Source organism: Clostridium cibarium (assembly GCF_014836335.1).
GTDB classification, from domain to species: Bacteria; Bacillota; Clostridia; order Clostridiales; family Clostridiaceae; genus Clostridium; species Clostridium cibarium.
Map to the genome: position 1 here is coordinate 114,142 of NZ_JACSRA010000001.1, position 21,186 is coordinate 135,327.

The 21,186-nt window shown below is 32.0% G+C and carries 22 protein-coding genes and 1 pseudogene; all 23 read right to left on the reverse strand.

Translation table 11 applies throughout. The features are described 5' to 3' along the window. Positions 1-175 precede the first annotated feature (175 nt). Positions 176-1,030 carry a MinD/ParA family protein gene (locus tag H9661_RS00530; RefSeq protein ID WP_143314722.1) on the reverse strand — a complete coding sequence of 285 codons (855 nt, stop codon included), beginning with the start codon at positions 1,028-1,030 and terminating at the stop codon, positions 176-178. Beyond that, complete coding sequence (gene flhF / locus H9661_RS00535; protein ID WP_143314723.1) at positions 1,024-2,145, reverse strand: flagellar biosynthesis GTPase FlhF; 1,122 nt, start codon at positions 2,143-2,145, stop codon at positions 1,024-1,026. The genes H9661_RS00530 and flhF overlap by 7 nt, the downstream gene beginning before the upstream one ends. Next, on the reverse strand, positions 2,146-4,215 hold the full coding sequence (gene flhA, locus H9661_RS00540) for a flagellar biosynthesis protein FlhA (RefSeq protein WP_243129513.1): 2,070 nt from the start codon (positions 4,213-4,215) through the stop codon (positions 2,146-2,148). It lies immediately after the preceding gene. Between the two features lie 36 nt (positions 4,216-4,251). Continuing rightward, on the reverse strand, positions 4,252-6,087 hold the full coding sequence (locus H9661_RS00545) for a fused FliR family export protein/FlhB family type III secretion system protein (RefSeq protein WP_143314725.1): 1,836 nt from the start codon (positions 6,085-6,087) through the stop codon (positions 4,252-4,254). 13 nt (positions 6,088-6,100) lie between these two features. Then, positions 6,101-6,370, reverse strand: coding sequence for a flagellar biosynthesis protein FliQ (fliQ, locus tag H9661_RS00550; RefSeq protein WP_143314726.1), 270 nt, complete (start codon positions 6,368-6,370; stop codon positions 6,101-6,103). Between the two features lie 11 nt (positions 6,371-6,381). Further along, positions 6,382-7,161 carry a flagellar type III secretion system pore protein FliP gene (gene fliP / locus H9661_RS00555; RefSeq protein ID WP_143314727.1) on the reverse strand — a complete coding sequence of 260 codons (780 nt, stop codon included), beginning with the start codon at positions 7,159-7,161 and terminating at the stop codon, positions 6,382-6,384. Then, positions 7,154-7,537 (reverse strand): flagellar biosynthetic protein FliO, encoded by a 384-nt coding sequence (locus H9661_RS00560; protein ID WP_185966688.1) that lies wholly within the window; start codon positions 7,535-7,537, stop codon positions 7,154-7,156. Before H9661_RS00560 ends, fliP begins: the two co-directional genes overlap by 8 nt. A 10-nt stretch (positions 7,538-7,547) precedes the next feature. Beyond that, positions 7,548-8,030 (reverse strand): flagellar basal body-associated FliL family protein, encoded by a 483-nt coding sequence (locus tag H9661_RS00565; protein ID WP_143314729.1) that lies wholly within the window; start codon positions 8,028-8,030, stop codon positions 7,548-7,550. Positions 8,031-8,110: 80 nt separating this feature from the next. Then, a complete protein-coding gene (locus H9661_RS00570) occupies positions 8,111-8,302 on the reverse strand; it encodes a flagellar FlbD family protein (RefSeq protein WP_143314730.1) in 192 nt (63 codons plus the stop codon). 98 nt (positions 8,303-8,400) lie between these two features. Next, positions 8,401-10,620, reverse strand: coding sequence for a flagellar hook-basal body complex protein (locus tag H9661_RS19445; RefSeq protein ID WP_341480394.1), 2,220 nt, complete (start codon positions 10,618-10,620; stop codon positions 8,401-8,403). Further along, positions 10,603-11,109: pseudogene (locus H9661_RS19965) on the reverse strand (flagellar hook-basal body complex protein); the annotation flags it as partial. The pseudogene H9661_RS19965 and the gene H9661_RS19445, both read right to left, overlap by 18 nt. A gap of 82 nt (positions 11,110-11,191) precedes the next feature. Then, on the reverse strand, positions 11,192-11,578 hold the full coding sequence (locus H9661_RS00585; protein ID WP_143314731.1) for a TIGR02530 family flagellar biosynthesis protein: 387 nt from the start codon (positions 11,576-11,578) through the stop codon (positions 11,192-11,194). 42 nt (positions 11,579-11,620) lie between these two features. Beyond that, positions 11,621-12,340, reverse strand: coding sequence for a flagellar hook assembly protein FlgD (locus H9661_RS00590; RefSeq protein WP_143314732.1), 720 nt, complete (start codon positions 12,338-12,340; stop codon positions 11,621-11,623). An 11-nt stretch (positions 12,341-12,351) separates the two neighbouring features. Next, positions 12,352-13,797, reverse strand: a complete 1,446-nt coding sequence (locus H9661_RS00595) for a flagellar hook-length control protein FliK (protein ID WP_191767451.1) — start codon at positions 13,795-13,797, stop codon at positions 12,352-12,354. 1 nt (position 13,798) lies between these two features. Continuing rightward, complete coding sequence (gene fliJ, locus H9661_RS00600; RefSeq protein ID WP_143314734.1) at positions 13,799-14,242, reverse strand: flagellar export protein FliJ; 444 nt, start codon at positions 14,240-14,242, stop codon at positions 13,799-13,801. Between the two features lie 16 nt (positions 14,243-14,258). Then, positions 14,259-15,566, reverse strand: coding sequence for a flagellar protein export ATPase FliI (gene fliI, locus H9661_RS00605; RefSeq protein ID WP_143314735.1), 1,308 nt, complete (start codon positions 15,564-15,566; stop codon positions 14,259-14,261). A 14-nt stretch (positions 15,567-15,580) separates the two neighbouring features. Further along, the gene (locus H9661_RS00610) at positions 15,581-16,345 is read right to left on the reverse strand and encodes a FliH/SctL family protein (RefSeq protein ID WP_191767452.1); all 765 of its coding nucleotides are present in this window, start codon (positions 16,343-16,345) and stop codon (positions 15,581-15,583) included. Further along, positions 16,329-17,345 (reverse strand): flagellar motor switch protein FliG, encoded by a 1,017-nt coding sequence (gene fliG, locus H9661_RS00615; RefSeq protein WP_143314737.1) that lies wholly within the window; start codon positions 17,343-17,345, stop codon positions 16,329-16,331. The genes H9661_RS00610 and fliG overlap by 17 nt, the downstream gene beginning before the upstream one ends. A 6-nt stretch (positions 17,346-17,351) precedes the next feature. Then, positions 17,352-18,923 (reverse strand): flagellar basal-body MS-ring/collar protein FliF, encoded by a 1,572-nt coding sequence (gene fliF / locus H9661_RS00620; RefSeq protein ID WP_143314738.1) that lies wholly within the window; start codon positions 18,921-18,923, stop codon positions 17,352-17,354. A gap of 17 nt (positions 18,924-18,940) precedes the next feature. Next, positions 18,941-19,246 carry a flagellar hook-basal body complex protein FliE gene (gene fliE, locus H9661_RS00625; RefSeq protein ID WP_143314739.1) on the reverse strand — a complete coding sequence of 102 codons (306 nt, stop codon included), beginning with the start codon at positions 19,244-19,246 and terminating at the stop codon, positions 18,941-18,943. 11 nt (positions 19,247-19,257) lie between these two features. Beyond that, positions 19,258-19,662 (reverse strand): flagellar basal body rod protein FlgC, encoded by a 405-nt coding sequence (gene flgC / locus H9661_RS00630; RefSeq protein WP_143314740.1) that lies wholly within the window; start codon positions 19,660-19,662, stop codon positions 19,258-19,260. 5 nt (positions 19,663-19,667) lie between these two features. Beyond that, a complete protein-coding gene (gene flgB, locus H9661_RS00635; RefSeq protein ID WP_143314741.1) occupies positions 19,668-20,075 on the reverse strand; it encodes a flagellar basal body rod protein FlgB in 408 nt (135 codons plus the stop codon). A gap of 249 nt (positions 20,076-20,324) precedes the next feature. Further along, positions 20,325-21,182: a flagellin N-terminal helical domain-containing protein gene (locus H9661_RS00640; RefSeq protein WP_191767453.1), complete on the reverse strand. Its 858-nt coding sequence runs from the start codon at positions 21,180-21,182 to the stop codon at positions 20,325-20,327. Positions 21,183-21,186: the final 4 nt, after the last annotated feature.

Below are 21,186 nucleotides of genomic sequence, written 5' to 3' on the forward strand. Positions count from 1 at the left end.
CATAAGCTCGCGCTGTTTTCTCATTACATTAAATACCTTTTTAATTGTCTTATTTCTCTCTTTTTTCGTTTATATCCACAAATGTACTATCCATCTTTACATTTGTCACACCTAATTACCTTACCTACAAGTGAATACTTTTCTTTATCGTTCTTCAAACTATCATAATTTTTCTCTAAGAAAATATATTAAATAACTTCTTAAATAGTCCTTGAGCACCTAATTTACTATCTGAACTTTCTCCTAAAAACTTCTTTGAGATTTCCTCAATTGATCTTGAAGCATCTGAATTAGGATACGAAAGTACAAAGGGAACCTGCTCTCTTACTCCTTGAACAAGTTTTCTATCATCTAGAATACATCCTAAATACTCTACCTTAACAGATAAAAATCTATTTATCGCTCTTTCAAACTTTCTAAAAGTTTCTTGACCTTCTTCTTTTGTAAACGCTCTGTTAACTACAACTTTAGCCCTGTCTTTAATGTTAAAGTGATCTGTAGCTTTTATTAAACTATATGCATCAGTTAATGATGTTGGCTCTGGAGTAGTAATTATTATAAGTTCTTCAGAACACGCAATAAACGCTAAAACACTTCTACTTATTCCCGCTCCAGTGTCCATAAGTATATAGTCAAACCCATCTAAGCTTTCTAGCTTTTTTAAAAATATATCTCTTTCATTACTTTGAAGATCTTCTACTTGATTTAATGCAGATCCGCCTGGAAGTAACATTATTCCTTCTGGTCCCTCAACAAGTATATCTTCTATATTTCTACCTTTTATTAAATCAAATACATTATATCTTGGGTATACCCCCATAAGTACATCATCATTTCCCATACCTATGTCAGCATCAAAAATTAAGACCCTTTTTCCCTTTTTTTGAAGGGTTATTCCAAGATTTACTACAAAGTTACTTTTTCCAACTCCACCTTTACCAGATGTTACTGTAATTATTTTTGCTTTCCTATAGTTTTCATTATTCTCTTCATTAACCAATCGTCTTAATCTTTCAGCTTGATCTAACATAGGGCTTCCTCCCCAAATATAAATCTTATAATATCACTTTTTGTTGGCGCCTTTATATCATCTGGAACATTTTGCCCAGTAGTTATAAATCGTAAAGGTTGCTTAGAAATTTTACGAATATTATATATACACCCATAAACTGAAGTTTCATCAAGTTTAGTTATTATCACACTCTTATATTCTAATTCCTTATATCCTTCTAAAATTGTTTTGATGTCTCTATTTTTAGTAGTTGCACTAATTACTAAATTAACGGAATCTGGATTAGCCTTTTGAACAAATGCTCTAAGTTCAGAAATCTGCATAGTATTTTTGCTACTTCTTCCAGTAGTATCAATTAGTACTATATCACAATCCTTCATTGATTCTACTGCCTCCTCCATTTCCTTCATGGTTATTACCACCTTAAATGGAATATTCATAATTTCCGCATATGTTTTTAACTGTTCAACAGCACCAATCCTATATGTATCTACTGTAATTAAACCAACTTTCTTCTTATCTATCAGAGAAAGCTTTCCAGCAAGTTTTGCTATAGTTGTTGTTTTACCAACTCCAGTTGGACCTACAAATACTACATTCCCACTTAATTCATCTTTAGATATTTCTATTTCATCTTCAATTACCTTTCGAAACTTGTCAGAAATATCTTCATCTCCAACTTTAGTTTTTAACTCTTCATAAAACTGAACATCTATATCTATATCCTTAATTAAAGTAAGAAGTTCATCTTCTGGTGCCTCACCTTTATCAGTATTTTTAATAACCTTATTTAGAAGTTCTTTCATTTCAGCAACTTCTGCTTGAAGTTGGTTATTCTCAGCTGGCTCTGTCTCTTTTTTAGTCCCAATTTCCTTACTCATAACTCTTTTAAAGTTATGTAGAGATTCTTTGAAAAGATCATCAGACTGTTTTTCCTCTGCCTTCTTACTTGATCCTAAAGTAGAATTTTCAATTGCTGCAGTTACTTCTATCAATTTACTTGAAAAAAAACCTTTTATTCCTGGTCTCTTAATCTTTCTCTGGCTTATAATTACAGCTTCTTTTCCCAGTTCATGTCTAATTCTAGTAAGTGCTTCATTCATATTGTTTGCTGTATATTTTTTTATAACCATTTACACTGATACAACTCCTTCAGTTCTTATTTCAATATCGTTTGGTATTTCATTTAATGAAATAATCATTACGTGAGGGAATGCCATTTCAACTAACTTTCTAAATACTGCTCTAATATTTGGAGAAACTAGTATCACCGGTTGATTATTATAAAAATATACTGAATCTATAGTTTCTCTTATATTATGGAAGATTCTTGTTGTAGTATCTGGATCAATTGTTGGGAATGATCCTTGCATTGATTTTTGAACATTTGAAGCAACAAGTTCTTCTAGTTCTGGAGTTAATGTAACTACAGTAACAGCTCTTTCTTCATTAATTATCTGATTACATATTGTTCTTGCTAAAGCGAATCTTACATACTCAGTTAACAATTCTATATCCTTTGTATTTCTTGAATTATCTGCTAGTGATTCCATTATTGTTACCATATCTTTTATAGGAACCTTTTCCCTTAATAGATTTTGTAATACTTTTTGTAATTCTCCAATAGTCATCAAATCAGGTATTAATTCTTCAACAACAGTTGAATATTTCTCTCTTGTATTATCAACAATAAGTTTAACTTCTTGTCTTCCTAATAATTCATATGAATGTGCCTTAATTGTTTCTGTTAAATGGGTCACCATTACGGTTGTTGGATCTACCACCGTTAACCCTTTAATTTCAGCCTCTTCCCTTTGATCCTTATTTATCCATACAGCTGGCAAGTTAAATGTAGGTTCGACGGTTTTAATTCCTTGTATTTCAGAACTATCACCATTTGGATCCATACACAAAAGCATACTTGCCATAAGTTCTGAAGATGCTATTACTGTTCCCCTTATCTTAATTACATATTCATTAGTCTTTAATTGTAAATTATCTCTTATTCTTATTGGTTGAACTATAATTCCCATCTCAATTGCACATTGTCTTCTTACCGAAGCGATTCTTTGTAGTAAGTCTCCTCCAGTAGTTTCATCTGCTAAAGGAATAAGCCCATAGCCAATTTCAACTTCCATAGGTTCAACAGAGATAAGATTCATTACATTCTCAGGCTCTGTACGTTCCATTTCAACTAGTTCATCTTCTTCAAGAGCTAATTCTAATTCTTGTTGCTTTGTTTCTTCTTTATATAAAAGATAAGCAAGAATTCCTGTAGCTAAAGAAGCTGCAAAAAATGCTACCTTTGGCATATTAGGAACTAATCCTAAAAACAGCATGACACCACTAGCAACTCCAGCTGCTATTGGGAAAGCTGTAAGTTGTGTAGCTAATGTCTTACCAAAGTTATCTGGACTACCAGAACGTGTTACAAGTATACCTGATGCTGTTGAAATTAGTAGTGCCGGCACCTGCGATACAAGTCCATCACCAACTGATAATCTTACGTATGTTTGAGCTGCTGTAGCTGCATCCATACCATGCATTAAAACTCCAATTACAATACCAGCAATAATATTAATAGTTGTTATTATAATAGATGCTATAGCATCTCCTTTTACGAACTTTGAAGCACCATCCATTGCCCCATAAAAATCTGCTTCTGATTGCAAATCTTGACGTCTCTTCTTTGCCATAGCCTCATCTATAAGACCTGAATTTAAATCTGCATCAATACTCATCTGCTTACCAGGCATAGCATCTAAAGTAAATCTTGCTGATACTTCTGATACTCTTCCAGCACCATTTGTTATAACTATAAATTGAATTACTACAATAATCAAGAATATAATTATACCAACCACATAATTTCCTCTAATAACGAATTCTCCAAAGGCTTCTATAATTTTACCTGCATCCGCCTCTGATAAAATAAGTCTTGTTGATGATATATTAAGTGCTAATCTTATTAATGTAGTTACAAGTAACAGAGTAGGAAACACTGAAAATTGCAATACATTTGTCGTAAACATAGTTATAAGGATTATAACTATGGATAATGTTATATTAAATGCTAACAAAACATCTAATATCCCTTTAGGTAAAGGTATGATTATCATCATTACTATTCCAATTACACCAAAGGCAACTAGAACATCAAGATTACTTTTTATATCAAACTTTTTCTTATTTACAGTTGCCAAATTAATCCCATCCTTTATACATACCATATATTAAACTTATTTATTAAGCTTATATACCATTGCTAAAACTTCTGCCACAGCTTGATACATATCCTGTGGTATTTCTTGATCTATTTCAACTTGCCCATAAATCATTCTTGCTAATGGTTTGTTCTCCATAATAGGTACATTATTTTCTTTTGCAATTTCTTTAATTTTCAAAGCAACTAAATCTGCACCCTTTGCCACTACCTTAGGTGCTTCTGTAACTCCATCCTCATATTTTATAGCTATAGCTAAATGAGTTGGGTTAGTTATTACTACCGTTGCATCTGGCACTGAAGACATCATTCGCCTTGTAGCCATCTCTCTTTGTTTTTGTTTAATTTTACTTTTTATTTGAGGGTCACCCTCCATTTGTTTATACTCTTCTTTTATTTCTTGTTTGGTCATTTTCATATCTTTATTATAAAATCTTAACTGTATAAAATAATCTGCTGCTGCAATAATAATTAGTACTATACTTATCTGAATAAAAAGTCCTGAAAATAACTTTAAAAGGTCCTTCCCCAGTGAAGGTAAGTATGAACTAGATATTTGAAGTATAGAATTATAATTATTCATTACATATTTATAACTTATTAAACCTACTATAGAAACAACAATTAAATTTTTCACTAAATCTGCTACACTTTTTTTAGAGAACATATTCTTTAATCCTGATATTGGATTTAATTTACTTAAGGATGGCTTAAGAGGCTCTCCAGTAATAATAAATCCTGTCTGCATAAGACTCCCAACTACCCCTGCTATCATTATAGGAACAGCTACCGGTAGTATTGCTTTAAATGATTTCCAAATCAAGTCTATAAAAATATATTTTACAGACACTACATCTAAATCCTCTAGGATTCCTGATTGCAGAGTAAGTTGCATATAGTCCTTTAAACCTACAACTATCATTCCACTAAACATAATAATGATCATTGTGCAAGCTAACATTGTTATAGCTAACCCAACATCCTTACTTCTAGCAATTTGTCCTTTTTTTCTAGCTTCATTCTTCTTTTTTGGCGTAGCTTCTTCTGTTTTATCATCACTTGCAACTAAAAGTACCAAGGGCATAGCCGTCATACTTTTTAGCAACTTACTTAAAATATCTGGTATAGTTCCAAATGTTGATATGATTAACTTTATCATAATTGGCAAAAATACCACAAAAGTAATAAGTCCAACTGCAAGTCTTACTGGCATACCTAACACCATTACATTAATAGCAGGTACTGTCCTTGAAACTAATGACATAGATAAATCTGTTATAAGTCCAATTATTATTATAGGAATTGCAATCCTCACACCTATAATAAAATACTTTATAAAAGAATCTAATATTATATAAAATGTATCTCCATATAGTATAGATTGTCCAACATGAACAACATCAAAGCTTGTTATAATACACTTAATTAACACATGGTGTCCATCTACTATAAAGAAGATTACTGCTGCCATATAATAAGAAAGATTTGATAGTAATGTACTATTAGAATTATCGCTTGGATTTAACATGCTCATCATAGATAAACCTAACTGTGCATCCATAAAAGCTCCTGCCATTTTAACTATCTCAAAAATAACATTTATTATGTATCCTAATATTAAACCACTCATAACTTCACTTACTATAGCAACGACTAGCATGTAATTATTTGAAATTTCAAGTACAACTTTGCTATCTATCCTAGATGCAACTGCTAAAGACAAAATAATACCTAATGCTGCCTTTAATATCACAGGAGTTCCTCTTGGATAAAATATCTTAACTACAAAAAAGAATGTAGTTATCCTTACTAATATTAAAAAAATAGCTAGAAAGTAGGCTGTATCAATCATACTGCACTACCCCCTATGTTGAAACTTTGACAATCATTTCAAATATTCTTTCAGTAAAGCTCATAAGAGTATGTAACATCCAACTTCCTAACAAGATTCCTACAACTGCAACACCTATAAGTTTAGGTACAAATGTAAGTGTTTGTTCTTGTATTTGTGTTGTAGCCTGAAAAATACTTATTATAAGCCCAATTATAATAGCCACAACCAAAATTGGACCTGCTACTTTTAATCCTGTTACCACAGCATCTTTTATAATGCCTACTATTAAACTTTCACTCATAGACCATCACCTCACCCAAAACTCATAATCAGAGATTTCGTTAATAGATACCATCCATCTACCATAACAAACAATAATAGCTTGAAGGGTAAGGACACCATTGCCGGAGGTAACATAAACATCCCCATGGCCATCAGCACACTACCAACTACAATATCTATAAGTAAAAATGGTAGGTAAATTAAAAATCCAATTTGAAATGCAGTTTTTAATTCACTAATAGCAAATGCAGGTATAACTACATAAAAAGGAACATTTTCTTTAGTTAATTCTTGGTCATCTTGTAAATTCGCAATTTCAATAAATAATTCCAAATCTTTTTTTCTCGTTTGCTTATACATAAATTCCTTTAATGGCTTTGACCCTTCCTCAATTGCCTGCTCTTGAGTAATGGTATTCTCCAAATAAGGTTTGATTGCTTTATCATTCATTTGAATAAAAACTGGCATCATTATAAATACACTTAGAAATATAGCTAGTCCAGTTAATATCTGATTAGGTATTGATTGGGTAGCACCAATAGCACTTTTTAAAAATGAAAATACAACAACTATTCTTGTAAAAGATGTAACCATTATAACTATAGATGGTAACAAACTTAAAATAGTAAAGAATATAAGCAGTTTTATATTTGATACGTAATCATTGCTTGTTCCATCACCACCAACATTTATATTTACATTAGGTAAATTTATTTTTTCTGGTGCAGCATTTGCTATAACGCTAGTAAACCCAATTATAGCTAATGAAAACAAAATTATATAAATCCATTTTCTCTTGTTTCTATTCATGCTTATCTTCCTTCGACTTTATTTTGGTTATAGCTAAATGAAGTTTCTTCTTTGATGACATTATAAATTTATCATACATTTGTGTCATTTCTCTAAGATATTCTTCATTATCATTTTCAATTTTATCCATCTCTTCGCTAGATAAATCCTTTAATTTTTCTGTATGCCCTGCTGCTGTAAGTATTACCATACCTTCTTCACCAGTACGCACAACTACAATAAAAGTATCTTTTGAAATTTGAGTTCTATCAACTACTTTTACATATTTCTTACCTGTAGTTTTCTTTATGCCTTGTCTTGTATATTTTAATACGATAACCATTAGTGCAAAAATTATTATTAAGGCGCCTATAAATTTCGCTATTACTTCAATCAATTCCATATCACTATTGTATTACGAAATTAGTACTTTTTGCTCCAGTAAATAGTACATCTACTATTTTACCTTTGTCTAATTCCTTATTAATTATTTCAACTAAGCCTTTTTTAAGCTCTTCTTTTTTATCTGCTTCAAAATCTGTAGACTGTTTTCCTTTTAAATACCATACAGTCGCATCTTGAATATTTAATTTCTTCTCTTCTATTTCCTTTGCTAGGTTCTTATTACTTTTATCATAAGATAAAGCTACTGATGTTTTTAAATACTTTTTTGCGCCTTTGTCACTTAAATTAATTTGAGTATCTTCCATAAGTTGATAATTTGCTGTTTCAACTTTAGCTACTGTAACAGTATTTTTTGCTTGCATATAAAAATACACGCCACCAAAAGTCCCTATACCTGCAATAACTAGTGCAAGAACAACAACAATCATCATTTTATTTCCCTTTTTAGGTGAATTTTCTGTTTCAATATTTTCATTTTTAGCCATTTAAATCACTCCCACTCTTTTCCAGCAATCAATATGTTAACTTCTATATTGTGCTCTTTTTAATTCTCTAGTCTATTTTTCTAGAAGTTGCTGTTAAATATACTTCTTTTGTACTTTATTACTCTTTCTCTTACTTCATCGATGCTTTGAAGGACTATATACTTTTTCCCATTTGTTAAAGTAATGATAGTTTCAGGAACTTCTTCAAGCTTCTCTATGTGATCAGCATTTAGAACAAACTCCTTATTATTCATTCCAGTTACTTCTATCATTTTCTATTCCCCCTATTACACATAGTTATATAAGATTAACTAATATATAGGATTAAGTTAATCTTAATCCTATATATTATTATACTATCTTGTGTAAATTATCTCTTAAGGTTAATAATTTCTGTTAGAATATCATCACCTGTAGATATCATTTTACCTGATGCTTGGAATGCTTTAGTTGTAACTATCATGTCAGTAAATTGTTCTGCTAAATCAACATTAGACATTTCAAGATATCCCTGTCTGCATACTCCATAGCCTTTACTGTTATCATCACCAGTAGTTCCTGTACCACTCATTATAACAGGATCACCTGAGTTAACTGACTTAGTAACTATATTATCTCCAACAGTTGTTAACCCTTCTGGATTTCTAAAGCTAGCCATAGCTATTTGTCCAAGTGCTGCAACTCTACCATCTGATAACGTTGCATTTATTATTCCTGTTCCACTAATAGAGTAACTCTTTACTTGAAGGTCAGTACTTGTTCCTGCTATTCTCACTTTTTCTGGAATCTTTAAGGACTTTAACATACCGTCATAAGATTTCAAATTATTACTAGCATTTACATAATACACCGATCCGTCAGAGCCTAAACTTTGAACTGATGTACCACCATTTGCATTATCTGAATGAGCATAAGTTCTATCTATAGGTACAGCATTTCCTCTTACATATTCCACTGATCCCATTAATCCAAGATTATTTAATTTATTATTTATAGCACTCTCTACTTCTCTTCCTGTTACTGCTCCTCTTAATACAAAATTACCATTTACAGTTATTGTCTTAGAATTTGTATCAACGTCAACTGAGGTAGAATCAGTAATTGCTCCGACCTGTATCTTATATCCATTTAGAGCAGCACCACCTTTAATGTTAAAGTTCATATCACCTATGGCACCTTGTATTTGATCTGGATCTTTCTTATCAACTCCACCAGAAATTTGACTTGATGTTATTCCTGAAAAAGCTTTTGATGTTCCAGACTTGTATGTCACAAGTGCACTTCCATTTAAACCTAAAGCATTATTAATTGCATTTTGCAATGCTGTATAAGATACCGAACCTGCTGATGTAAAATCACCTGATATATTTATAATCTTAGATCCTGCTGGTGCTTGTTCTACAGCTGTTGGCGAGCTAGGTCCAGTAATGTTAATTATATTAAACTGATAACCATCAAGGTAATTTGCGCTCTTACCATCATTTACTAATTCACTTGGTTTTGGAATGCTAAAGTTAAAACCACCTAAATTTATTCCATCTGGATTTGCTGAAACTTCATCTTTTCCGCCTATAAAATAAAGCTTAGAAGTTCCTGCTGTTCCTGTATAAGTTCCTGATAATTTAATTGTAGGATTAGAAATTCCACTTAAACTTAGTTTTGATGCTATTGTTTGGTTAAGAGTATCAATATTACCAGCATTAATAGTATCTAACTGACCAGATATCGTTATAGTTCCTGCACTCTTATCAACTGTCGCAGTAACTGGAGCACCAGCCACATTCGACATTACTAAATGATAAGCATTAAGGTCATCTCCTTTACCAACTAAATCCACAGTAAAGCCATACATACCAGTTGCTGCAGTTACTGTTCCTGAAGTAGAAGAAATACTAGGAGCTTCAGCTGCTACTGATGTTGTTGTTTTATCCTTAACATAACTAAATCCTGATGAATTATTAGTTATATTCTTTATTGGCTTATTATTTACATCTCCAATATTTTTTGAAATAAGATAATCATTGATTGTACTCTTTAATGTATCAATGTTAATATTTCCTTCTGAAAAATTTCCGTCTAATAAAATTACTTTTGGATCTGATGGCACTATTTCTGCAGCTGGAGTAGCTTCATTTATTGATCTTAGTTTGAAAGTATAGCCATTTAAAGCTGCCCCTTGATTAAATTCTATAGAGAATCCACCAACTTGCACTTTTCCTGGTGCAGTTGCATCAGTACCTCCAGCTATTGTTTTAGAATCTATACCAGTAATTGTTTCAACTATTCCACCTACTGTTATAGATTGTGATATTCCTTCAGCTGTCAAACCATCATTAACAGCCTTTTGTACTTGGTCAGTTTTTAAGTTACCTGAAGGCGAAAAATCACCATCTACTATTATTTCATGCTTAACTTTATCTACTTTACAAGCTGTTGAAGTACCAGGCCCTACCTTTCCTAAAACTACGCTATATCCATTTAATTGTGTTCCAGGACCAAAAGCAAATGTTAATCCTCCTGCTGTAACCGCATTTGGCGATACTGATGTAGCTGCTTGAGCATTATCATCATTAGTTAATGAATACCCCATAACTCTATATCCACTAGCAGTTAAAAGATTTCCATCTTTATCTACTGAGAACCCACCATCTCTTGTATAATTTAATTCAGTTCCTGAATTAGAAAGCGACTGCTCACTAATAGCGTGAATTCCAGCCTTTTGACTTACTTGAATAGTATTATCTCCAGCTATCACTGGTCCAGCACTTACTATGAAATATCCATCACCATCTATAGCTACATCTAAAGCTCTATTTGTAGTTTGCATCGAACCTTGAGTCATTATTTTATCTATACTTGCAAGTTGCACACCTAGTCCAACTTGTTTAGCATTAGTACCACCTCTATTAACTGATGGTGCCATAGCATTTGAACTGTTTTGACTTAATAAGTCTGAAAATTTAGCTCTTGAAGATTTAAACCCTGTTGTATTTACGTTAGAGATATTATTACCTATAACATCTAACTTAGTTTGGTTAACCTTCATTCCACTTATACCTGAGTACATTGATCTTAACATATTATCTTGACCTCCATAACTTTCATAATTACTTGCCTCTATCATTCAGCAAGTTTAGGCTTCCTTATATTTTAGGTCCAGCCTATAGTATTACAACACTATCAACATTTGTAAAAACATTGCTTTCTGCTCTATTTTTATCTATTGCTGTAATTACTGTCTTGTTCTCAATACTTGCAATTAGTGCCACATCTTTGTATACCATAACAGAGTTTTTAGCACCTTTACCTTCTGCAAGCTCAAAACCTTTCCCGATATTTTTCATATCATTTTCTGAAAAACCTATTTCTTTAAGTCTCTGTGCTGCATGCTTTGATAAAGTATATCCGCTATTTTTATCTAATGTTTGATTTAATACATCTTTAAAGCTTGTTCCATTTTTATCTTTAACTTTAGATGTAGAAACCTTTTGCAGTCCACCTATATTTCCTACAGGATAAGCTCTGCCATTAATTATTCTATAGCCCACAATATCACCTTATTTCTTTATTAAGAATTTCAAATTTTTCTCTTACTTAGTAGAAGTATAATCTCCAACCTTCGCTACCTTGTCATAAGAGTATTCTTTAATTTCTCCAGAATCTAATTGAAGTCTTACTTTAATTATTCCATTATCCTTAAATACACCTTTTACAGTACCGTTAATAGCATTTCCCTTGTCATCCTTTTCGGAAAGTTCAACCTTTTGATTTATAAAGGATGAAGCTAATAAGAAAGCCATATTCCCATTCATGGTTGTCAATGGTGGAATAGAATAGTCTTCTACATTAACAACACTGACAATATCACCAATATCAAAAGGTATATATCTGAAAGTACCATTATCTTCTACCTTTAATTGAATTTTTGTACTATTTCCATCAGTATCAACTGCAGCCACAATCCCAGTATAGTTATTCCCATCTCTATCCAACTCTTTAACAGTTACACCTTTTCCAACTAAGCTTTCATTTGAATTCTTAGTCAAAGTTGCATTTAAATTGTTCATTTGCTCCATTGAAGCAAATTGAGCAAGTTGAGTTACATATGCTGTAGAGTCAACATCCTTTGTAGGATCCTGATGTGAAAGCTCTGCTGAAAGTATTTTTAAAAACGAATTTTTGTCCATACCTTGCCCTGCTTTAATTATCTTAGTACCTTTATCAGTTTTACTAGATGATGTCTTCGAATAATCTAACCCACTCACACCATAACTTGTATTCTTACTTACTCCTGAATTTGTATCAGCCATATTCAAACCTCCTATGCTAACATATTAATATTACTCAATTCATTTAACTCTGACTCAGCAGGTTCTTCTTCTGTATAACTTTCCTTAGATGTTTTGGCATTTGAATTGCCTTTCTTGTGTTCTCCCTCAGAAAAGTTATTTTGGAATTGGCCATCTTTAAAGAATGTTGTATCATCATCATATACTCCAATATTAACTTCTTGGATTTTTATATTTTGATTACTTAAATGATTCTTTACTTCAGACGCTTGTTGAGATAATAAATTATATGTTTCCTTTGCAGAAGCCTTAATATTTAATTTCATATTTCCATCTTCTTCAACCAACCTAATAGTAATTTCTCCAAGATTTCCTGGATTCACTTTAACTATCATCTCTTTTAAGTTATTGGAAGTCATAAACTTAACACTTTTAATAACATCTTCTGCCATTGTAGCTCTATTAACAACTTGTACTTCTTTAATAGCTGCCACATTTCCACTTTGAACTGTACTTGTTGCAAAGAATGGAACTTTAGGTGTTCCTTTGCTATCTTCTCCAAGAATAGATTTCAATATTTTATCATCTTTTGAAAGATTCGAATCATTCTTTGACTCATTTCCACTATTATTAGAAGATTTTTCATAGCTAGGATTTTCTTTAACTACAGTTTCAACTTTTTCAAGAGCTTTATTGGTTCCCTCAGCATTATTAACTTTATTATTCTCTTTTGGAATAATGATCTTTGTAATATCACCGTTATTAGAAACTTCATCTTTGTTCGCTTTTTCTAAAAGTGAGCTGACTTCTTCCTTTAACTTATTTAGCAAGTCCTGTAGAAAATTCTTATCTTCTATTTTGTTCCCACTAAAATTAGCATCCTTATCTATAGCTACCCCTAATTGATTTAGTAAACTCTGAGCTGTAGTTAAACTCTTTTTATTAAGTAATTCATCTGCATTATTCATATCAAGAAGTTGCAGTAAATTATTAATAAGACTTGCTGGATCCACTTCTTTACTTGTACTATTTGTGGAACCATTATTATCTAAATTATTCTTTAACTCTAACGCCTTCATTAAACTTTCATTTATTGAAGAATTAAGTTTATCTACCATATCTACTTTTTCTTGTAAACTTAAATTTCCTTCATTTGCTGACTTAGCCTGATTCAAAGTTTCAACTAATGCAGCCAAACACTGAAGAATATCATCTTTTGATAAAGTTTTAACTTTCTCATCTAATTCTTTAGCATCTTCTAGCTCATTATCAGTAGCAGCTTTCTTATCATCTTTAGCTACACATTTTGCTTCTTTAGCTACTGAGGCATTAACTTCCTTCTTATCTTGAAGATAATCACTAAATTTATTGCCAGTTTCTGCAGTTGTATTTTTACTCTTTTCTTGCACGCTATTACTTTGAGTTACAATATCATTGACTTTTTGAATCTCAACACTAAAGTTTAAACTTGTTTTCATCTTATTCACCTCCTTTCAAAGCTCTCATATAAGCATATAAAGCAAATTCATCTATATCTATTTGCTCTAGCCTATCCTGCTCTTTGATAAAGCTTGAATATTCTTTTTCCTTTAAAGTTTCAACAGTTTTTCTATCTACCTGTTTCTCCTTTAAATCTTTTCGTCTAAATTCTAGTTCCTGCTCTTTTAAAATTAGTTCTTTTTCTTTTACTTTTATTCCACCTTCAAGTGCAAATAAGTAATTTCGCTTAATCTTTTGATAAATTACATCTTCTCCAGGTCTAATGCCTTTGTAATTTTCATAATTTTCCTTAAGGTTATTTAATTCAGTCTCAACTTTAATCTTGTCATTTTGACTTTTAGAAAATAATCTCTTACTTTCTTCCTCTTTTTCTTCCCTTAATTCTAAAAGCTTTTGAAGTCTAAACTTATATCTTTGAGCCATTGTAGCACCTCACTACTTAGTTAAACATATGGGTTAGATTACTAATGCTTTCCTCAAAGATTGCTTTTTCATCTATACCTTGTCTTAGGAACTTTTCTAACGGTTCATTATATCTAATTGCTAAATCAATCTTTGGATTACTTCCTCTAGCATAAGCACCTATATTTATTAAATCTTCTGATTCCTTATAGGTTGCCAGCATATCTCTTGCATAGGATGCAGCTTCTTTATGTTCATTCTCTGCAATGCTAGACATAAGTCTACTTACACTATTTAGTATATCTATTGCTGGATAATGATTTTTATGCGCTAGTTTTCTTGATAAAACAATATGTCCATCTAGAATACCTCTAACAGCATCCGCTATAGGTTCATTAAAATCATCACCATCAACAAGTACTGTATAAAAAGCAGTAATTGATCCCTTATCAGACGTACCTGACCTTTCCATTAGCTTTGGTAGTTTTGCAAAAACTGATGGTGTATATCCTTTTGTTGCTGGTGGTTCTCCAACAGCTAGTCCAACTTCTCTTTGGGCCATAGCAAATCTGGTTACAGAATCCATCATTAGAATTACTTTTTTACCTTGATCTCTAAAATATTCCGCTATAGCTGTAGCTGTAAGAGCGCCCTTAATTCTTATTAAAGCAGGTTTATCAGAAGTAGCACATACTACTACTGATTTTTTCATACCTTCCGGCCCTAAATCTTTTTCTATAAATTCTAGAACCTCTCTTCCTCTTTCCCCAATAAGACTAATTACATTTACATCTGCTTCCGCTTCCCTTGCTATCATTCCAAGAGTTGTACTTTTACCAACACCACTACCTGCAAATATACCTATTCTTTGGCCTTCACCTACAGTTAAGAAACCATCTATTGCCCTCACTCCTGTAGGCATTACATCTTTTATCCTTATTCTCTTTAAAGGATCTGGTGGTTCATTTTCCAATGGATAATTTACCCCAAAAAGTTCTTCGTCACTATCATAAGGATTTCCAAGTCCATCAAGTATCTTTCCTAGTAAATCATCAGAACAATTTACTCCTAAAGGTTTATTTTGTGGAACCACTCTACATCCTGCTGATACGCCAGTAAGTTCACCAAGAGGCATTAATATTACATACTTTTCTTTAAATCCAACTACTTCACAATTAATAGGATTACCGTTTTGATTATATATTTTACATAATTCTCCTACAAAGGCTTTGATACCTTCCACCTCAATAGTAAGCCCTATAACTTTACTTACTACTCCTTCAGAGTAAATTGTTGAGGTTTCTTTAACTTTATCTATTAGTCCTTGAAAGTTTATATCCAATATTTCTCACTCACTTCTTATCCTATTATGGCTTTTTTTATACTTTCTAAACCAAAATCTATTCCAACTTCTATTTTTCCTGTATTCTTTTGAATTATTGCATTACCAGGTTCTATCTCATCACTTATCATTAAGAATATTTCCTCGGAAATGCTATATGTAGTTTTCCAAAATTCTATTTTTTCTCTTACTTCTTCTTCGTGGACTTCATTACATCTAATAATTACACTTGCTTCGCCCTTTGATTTCTCAAAAACTTCTTCAATCATACTATTAATTCCACCATCAACTAACACTTCTCTTCTAAGTATCTTTTCTGCTATAGTTAATGACAACTTAATTATATCATTTTTCTTGCTATTCACATAGCTATTATAATCATTTGTTGCACCTAGTAATATATTCCTCGCTTTTTCTTTTATTTCCTCTGCTTCCTTTTCAGCCTGTGGAATAATACTTTCTAGAGCTTCTCTTTTGCCATCTTCATATCCATTTTCTGTTCCTTGCTTATAACCTTTTTCATAAGCCTCTCTCTCTAAAGCTTCTGCTTCTTCTATGGCCTCTAAACGAATCTTTTCACCATTTCTTCTAGCTTCTTGAACAATATTTCTAGCTATATTTTCATAGCTAGAAATATATCTTTGCTTTTCAGCTTTCCATTCAGCATGATGATCCTCTTGTGACCCTTTTTCAGTGTTTTTCGATTCATATTCTGTAGAAATCACTTTAGACTCACCACTTAGAACATGCTCCTTTTTCACTAGGTTATACGATGATTGCATCTTCGCCACCTCTTGAAATTATAATTTCTCCTGCATCGTCTAATCTTCTAATCACAGAAACAATTTTTTGTTGAGCCTTTTCTACGTCCATAAGTCTTACTGGTCCTAAGAACTCCATATCTTCCTTTAATGAAGCTGCAGCTCTCTTTGATTGGTTTCTATAAATAGCATCCCCAACTTCTTCAGAACATCCTTTAAGTGCAAGAGCAAGATCCTTAACATCAGTTTCTCTAAGAATTCTCTGAATAGATATATCATCAAGAGTAAGAATATCTTCAAATACGAACATAGAACTTTTGATTCTATCTGCAAGTTCAGCATCTTCTCTTTCAAGACTTTCAGTAATATTCTTTTCTGTAGTCCTATCAACTTGGTTTAATATACCAACCAATGTTTCCACCCCACCAAGACTTGTCATCTCAGTTCTTACAACAGAAGAAAGCTTACCTTCTAATACTTTTTCAATTTCCTTTATAACCATTGGCGAAGTATCCTTCATTGTTGCAATTCTTAGAGCAACTTCACTTTGTGTTTCTTCTGGTAACTCTGCCATAACTTGAGCAGACTTATCTGCTGGTAAATAGCAAAGTATTAATGCGATTGTTTGAGGATGCTCATAAGTTATTGCATTTAATAACTGGTGAGCATCTGCCTTTCTAGCAATAGAAAATGGTCTATATTGTTGAGTTGCTTCTGACACTTTATCTAATATTTCAGTAGCTCTTTGACTTCCTAAAGCTTTCGAAAGCAATTGTCTTGCATAGTCCATACCACCTTCGATGATATAATCCCTAGCCTTATTTATTTCTAAAAACTCATTTAATATATTTTCTCTTTGTTCGGAATTAACTGATGTAATATTAGCTATTTCATAAGTTATCTTTTGAATTTCAGCTTCTGGTAATTTCTTTAAAATTGAAGAAGAAGCTTCTGGTCCAAGAGTTATGAATAATATAGCTGCCTTTTGTACTCCAGTTAATTTATTACTTTCTTTAGACAAAATTCATCACCTCTCATTTTCTGATAACCAAGATTTTATTGTTTCTAATACCTGATCAGGCTTTTCCTTAGCGTAATTTTTAATTTCATTTTCTATATGAGCTTGTTTATTTGGCACCTCAAATTGTATTGGTGTATATTCCGTAGTATCTTCTACAGGTAATTGATCATCTATAACAACATCAAGAGATCTATTGTCCTCATCCTCAACAATTTCTTCAGCCTTATTCTTTCTTCTTCTTATAACTATAAATACTATAAGTCCTATAATCACCGCTGCCGCTATAACACCTGCAATAATATACTTATTCCTCTGATTGGCAGCTAATTCAGCGTTAAAGGCATCTACTTGAGCCTTAGCTTGATCTTTTTGTGCAGTATCAAAATTCATACCTACTAGAGATAATTGATCTCCCCTATTTGCATCTATACCTATTGCATCTCCAACTGCCTTTTCTAAATCAGCCTTTGTTGCATCATCAATAGCACCGTCTACAAATACAGAGGCAGTTAATCTTTTAACTTCACCCGGACTGCTTATTGTCTCAGTTTCACTTTTACCACTGTCATAATTTGTTGTTTGTGATTCCTTACTAGAATTTGATTTATTATTATTGTTTTGTATTGTATTACTCATATTATTGTCAACAGGACTTTGGCTTGTAGTTCCATCTCCTGAAGAATTTGTTTCTTTACTAGTTTGTTGGCTAACTATAACCTTATTTGGATCTATAGTTTTAATTGTTTTCTTCTTAGAATCAAAGTCCAAATCTACATTAACATTTGCAGAAACCTTACCTTTACCTAAAACAGGTTCTAGAAGTCCTACTATAGCTTTTGAATATTTATCTGCATCTGCAGCTTCTAAATCTCTTTGCTTTGTTAAAGTTTCTGAGCTAACTGTTGTTCCATCATCTTTACCTATGTTCTTAGTTAATAAGTTCATGTTATTATCTATAACTTCCACATTTTCTTTTGGTATGTTTTCAGCACTCATTGAAACCATAGCAACTATAGATTTAACTTGATCTTCAGTTATCTTCTCACCTGGTTTTAGTTTTAAAACCACTGCTGCTTTACCTGGCTGCTTGTCCTTAACAAAAACTGAATCTTCAGCTGGAGTAATATTTACCTTTGCCGATTCTACTGGATCAAGACTTTTTATAGACTTTTCCAATTCACCTTGTATCATTCTAATTTTCTTTATATTAAATTCTTCATCAGTCATACCAAATGAACTGCTTTTATCCATTAGTTCATATCCCTTGCTGCCTCCTGTCAAATCTCCTGCCAGTTCTAGCCTTAATTCATCCACCTTGTCCTTTGGAACTAAAATTGAATCTCCATCAACTTTCATTTCAACTTTATCTTTTCCTAACTTCTCTTTTACCATCTTAGCATCTTGAGAATCTAAATTAGAAAATAGCACTTGATACTTATTAGCTGATGAAACAACTACCATACTTACTAATGCTACAATCGTGGCAACTATAGCTACGATTATTGCAATTCTTACCTTTTTACTAAAGGATTTAAATTTTGTCCAAAGCTTTTTTAACATCTCCGAAAGCTTTTTCATCTATAGCACTCCTTACTTTATAACTGCATTTGATTTATTTCTTTATATGCATCTAATAACTTATTTCTAACTTGAACAGCAAATTGCAATGAAATTTTTGCCTCTTCTCCTGCAAGCATTACATCACTAATTTGAACATCTTCACCTTTAGCAAAAGCTGTCCCCATTTTATCTGCTGTTATCTGTTGATCATTTATCCCCTGTAATGATTTTTCAAGTGTGCTTGAAAAAGCTTCTAACCCACTATTCACTTTTTTATCTGTTTTTGTATCTTTATTTGATTGAAATATTTCTTCACTAGGTACAAAACTGCTTACTCTCATAAATTCATCTCCTACTTCCCAATTTCTAGTGCCTTCATAAACATAGATTTATTAGCATCAAGTGTATCTGCATTTGCTTCATATGCTCTTGTTGAAGCTATCATATCTGCCATTTCATTTAATATATTTACATTTGGATACGCAACATATCCCTCTGCATTAGCATCCGGATGTGATGGATCATATTCATATCTTAAATCTGATTTATCGTCCTCAATACCTACGGCTTTTACCCCATTAGGATTCATTTGTTTGTCTAAGGCCTCTTGAAATATTGCTACCTTTCTTCTATAAGGTCCGCCATTTTCAGTTCTAGTTGTTGAAGCATTAACCATATTTGACGTTATTGTATCCATTCTTAATCTTTCAGCAGACAACCCACTGGCACTAATTCTCATCGAATCAAAGCTACTCATCTCTCCTAGTTCCCTCCACTTATAACATATTTAATATTGCTTAATTTACTGTTTGCTTGCTGTACTAAAGCATTATATTTTAATGTGTTTGCAGCCTGGTTTACTTTTTCAACGTCTAAATCAACGTTATTCCCGTCTTCTCTCATACTAGTATTTTCATCTTTTTCAACAGTAATATTCCCCTGAGAATTACTATTTGTCATATGCTTCTCATCAGTAGTTTTCATTTGAACACTCATATCTTTATTTCCTTTGAGATTTTCTTCGAAAACTACATTAAATCTTTTATAATTGGCCGTATTTATATTAGCCATATTATTTGCTATAACCTTGCCTCTTATATTTGAAGCTTGAATTCCTTCTTTAATTAGATTATATGAGCTTCCCTCATTTCCTAGTAAACTAATATCCATATAATTCCACCTCCTAATGTCTATTCTCAAACCCCTATTTTTTTATATATACAAATACATAATTCTATTATAATGCATCATGTTTTAATTTTCCATAATATTTTAATTAAAATATATGTAAAAAAAACATTTATTGAACAATTTCTTGTTTTAAAGGGTCTAATTTAATAAAATATCTCTTTTACTCCCCAAAAAAAAACAACGACTCAACAATTTTCCACTTTAAAAACTTTGAGTCGTTTAAAAACTTTATATTCTTTTTAATACAGATAGCGCATCTTGCGGAAATTTGTTGCTTTGTGCTATAAGAGCTATCTGTGTTTGATTTAATATTTGTGTTCTTGCAAGTTCTGCCATTTCTACAGCTACATCAGTATCTCTTATATTACTACTTGCTTTTTCAACATTCTGAGTATTTGACGCTAATCTATCTGCTGAATCTTCAAACTTGTTTTCAAGCGCTCCATATCTTGCTCTTATATCAGTAATTGTTGTAATAACTTCATCCACCATAGAAATCGCTTTTCCTACATTAGCACGGTCAGTTACATCTATATCACTAAATTTATTTCCATCTTTATCTCTTAAATTGTTGGTACTTATATTGTATAAAGGAACACTCATTGTATCTCCAACTTTTGCTCCAGTAACTAGTTCTCTATAATTAGGGTAAGAATTGTTACTGACTTCAGTGTCACCTATTAGCTTAACCCCATTAAATTCTGTATTACTCGCTAAATCATCAATTGCTTTTTTCATTTGATCTATTTCATCTTGAATAGTTTTCACGTCTTGGGGACTTTTACTACCATCTGATGCACTTACTGCTAATTCCTTTATTCTCACAAGCGTATCATTAACTTCTTGCAAAGCTCCATCTGCCGACCTAAGCATAGAAACTCCATCTTGTAAGTTTCTTTGTGCTGCTTCTAAACTTTTTATTTGTATCCTAAAGCCTTCACTTTGACCAATTTTGTTTGGATTATCTTTTGCAGAATTAATTTTAGTTCCTGAGCTAATTCTATCTATAGCAGTTTCATTGCTTTTTAAATTCTTCTTATATCCACGATATAAGTTAAGCGAATTTATATTATGATTTAATCTCATACCT

Bases quoted from the DNA above. Each gene is read 5' to 3' on its own strand.
- H9661_RS00530 (WP_143314722.1), bottom strand. From the start codon at position 1,030: ATGTTAGATCAAGCTGAAAGATTAAGACGATTGGTTAATGAAGAGAAT.
- flhF (WP_143314723.1), bottom strand. From the start codon at position 2,145: ATGGTTATAAAAAAATATACAGCAAACAATATGAATGAAGCACTTACT.
- H9661_RS00545 (WP_143314725.1), bottom strand. From the start codon at position 6,087: ATGATTGATACAGCCTACTTTCTAGCTATTTTTTTAATATTAGTAAGG.
- fliQ (WP_143314726.1), bottom strand. From the start codon at position 6,370: ATGAGTGAAAGTTTAATAGTAGGCATTATAAAAGATGCTGTGGTAACA.
- fliP (WP_143314727.1), bottom strand. From the start codon at position 7,161: ATGAATAGAAACAAGAGAAAATGGATTTATATAATTTTGTTTTCATTA.
- H9661_RS00565 (WP_143314729.1), bottom strand. From the start codon at position 8,030: ATGGCTAAAAATGAAAATATTGAAACAGAAAATTCACCTAAAAAGGGA.
- H9661_RS00570 (WP_143314730.1), bottom strand. From the start codon at position 8,302: ATGATAGAAGTAACTGGAATGAATAATAAGGAGTTTGTTCTAAATGCT.
- H9661_RS19445 (WP_341480394.1), bottom strand. From the start codon at position 10,620: ATGGGGTATTCATTAACTAATGATGATAATGCTCAAGCAGCTACATCA.
- H9661_RS00590 (WP_143314732.1), bottom strand. From the start codon at position 12,340: ATGGCTGATACAAATTCAGGAGTAAGTAAGAATACAAGTTATGGTGTG.
- H9661_RS00595 (WP_191767451.1), bottom strand. From the start codon at position 13,797: ATGAAAACAAGTTTAAACTTTAGTGTTGAGATTCAAAAAGTCAATGAT.
- fliJ (WP_143314734.1), bottom strand. From the start codon at position 14,242: ATGGCTCAAAGATATAAGTTTAGACTTCAAAAGCTTTTAGAATTAAGG.
- H9661_RS00610 (WP_191767452.1), bottom strand. From the start codon at position 16,345: ATGCAATCATCGTATAACCTAGTGAAAAAGGAGCATGTTCTAAGTGGT.
- fliF (WP_143314738.1), bottom strand. From the start codon at position 18,923: ATGAAAAAGCTTTCGGAGATGTTAAAAAAGCTTTGGACAAAATTTAAA.
- fliE (WP_143314739.1), bottom strand. From the start codon at position 19,246: ATGAGAGTAAGCAGTTTTGTACCTAGTGAAGAAATATTTCAATCAAAT.
- flgC (WP_143314740.1), bottom strand. From the start codon at position 19,662: ATGAGTAGCTTTGATTCGATGAGAATTAGTGCCAGTGGGTTGTCTGCT.
- flgB (WP_143314741.1), bottom strand. From the start codon at position 20,075: ATGGATATTAGTTTACTAGGAAATGAGGGAAGCTCATATAATCTAATT.
- H9661_RS00640 (WP_191767453.1), bottom strand. From the start codon at position 21,182: ATGAGATTAAATCATAATATAAATTCGCTTAACTTATATCGTGGATAT.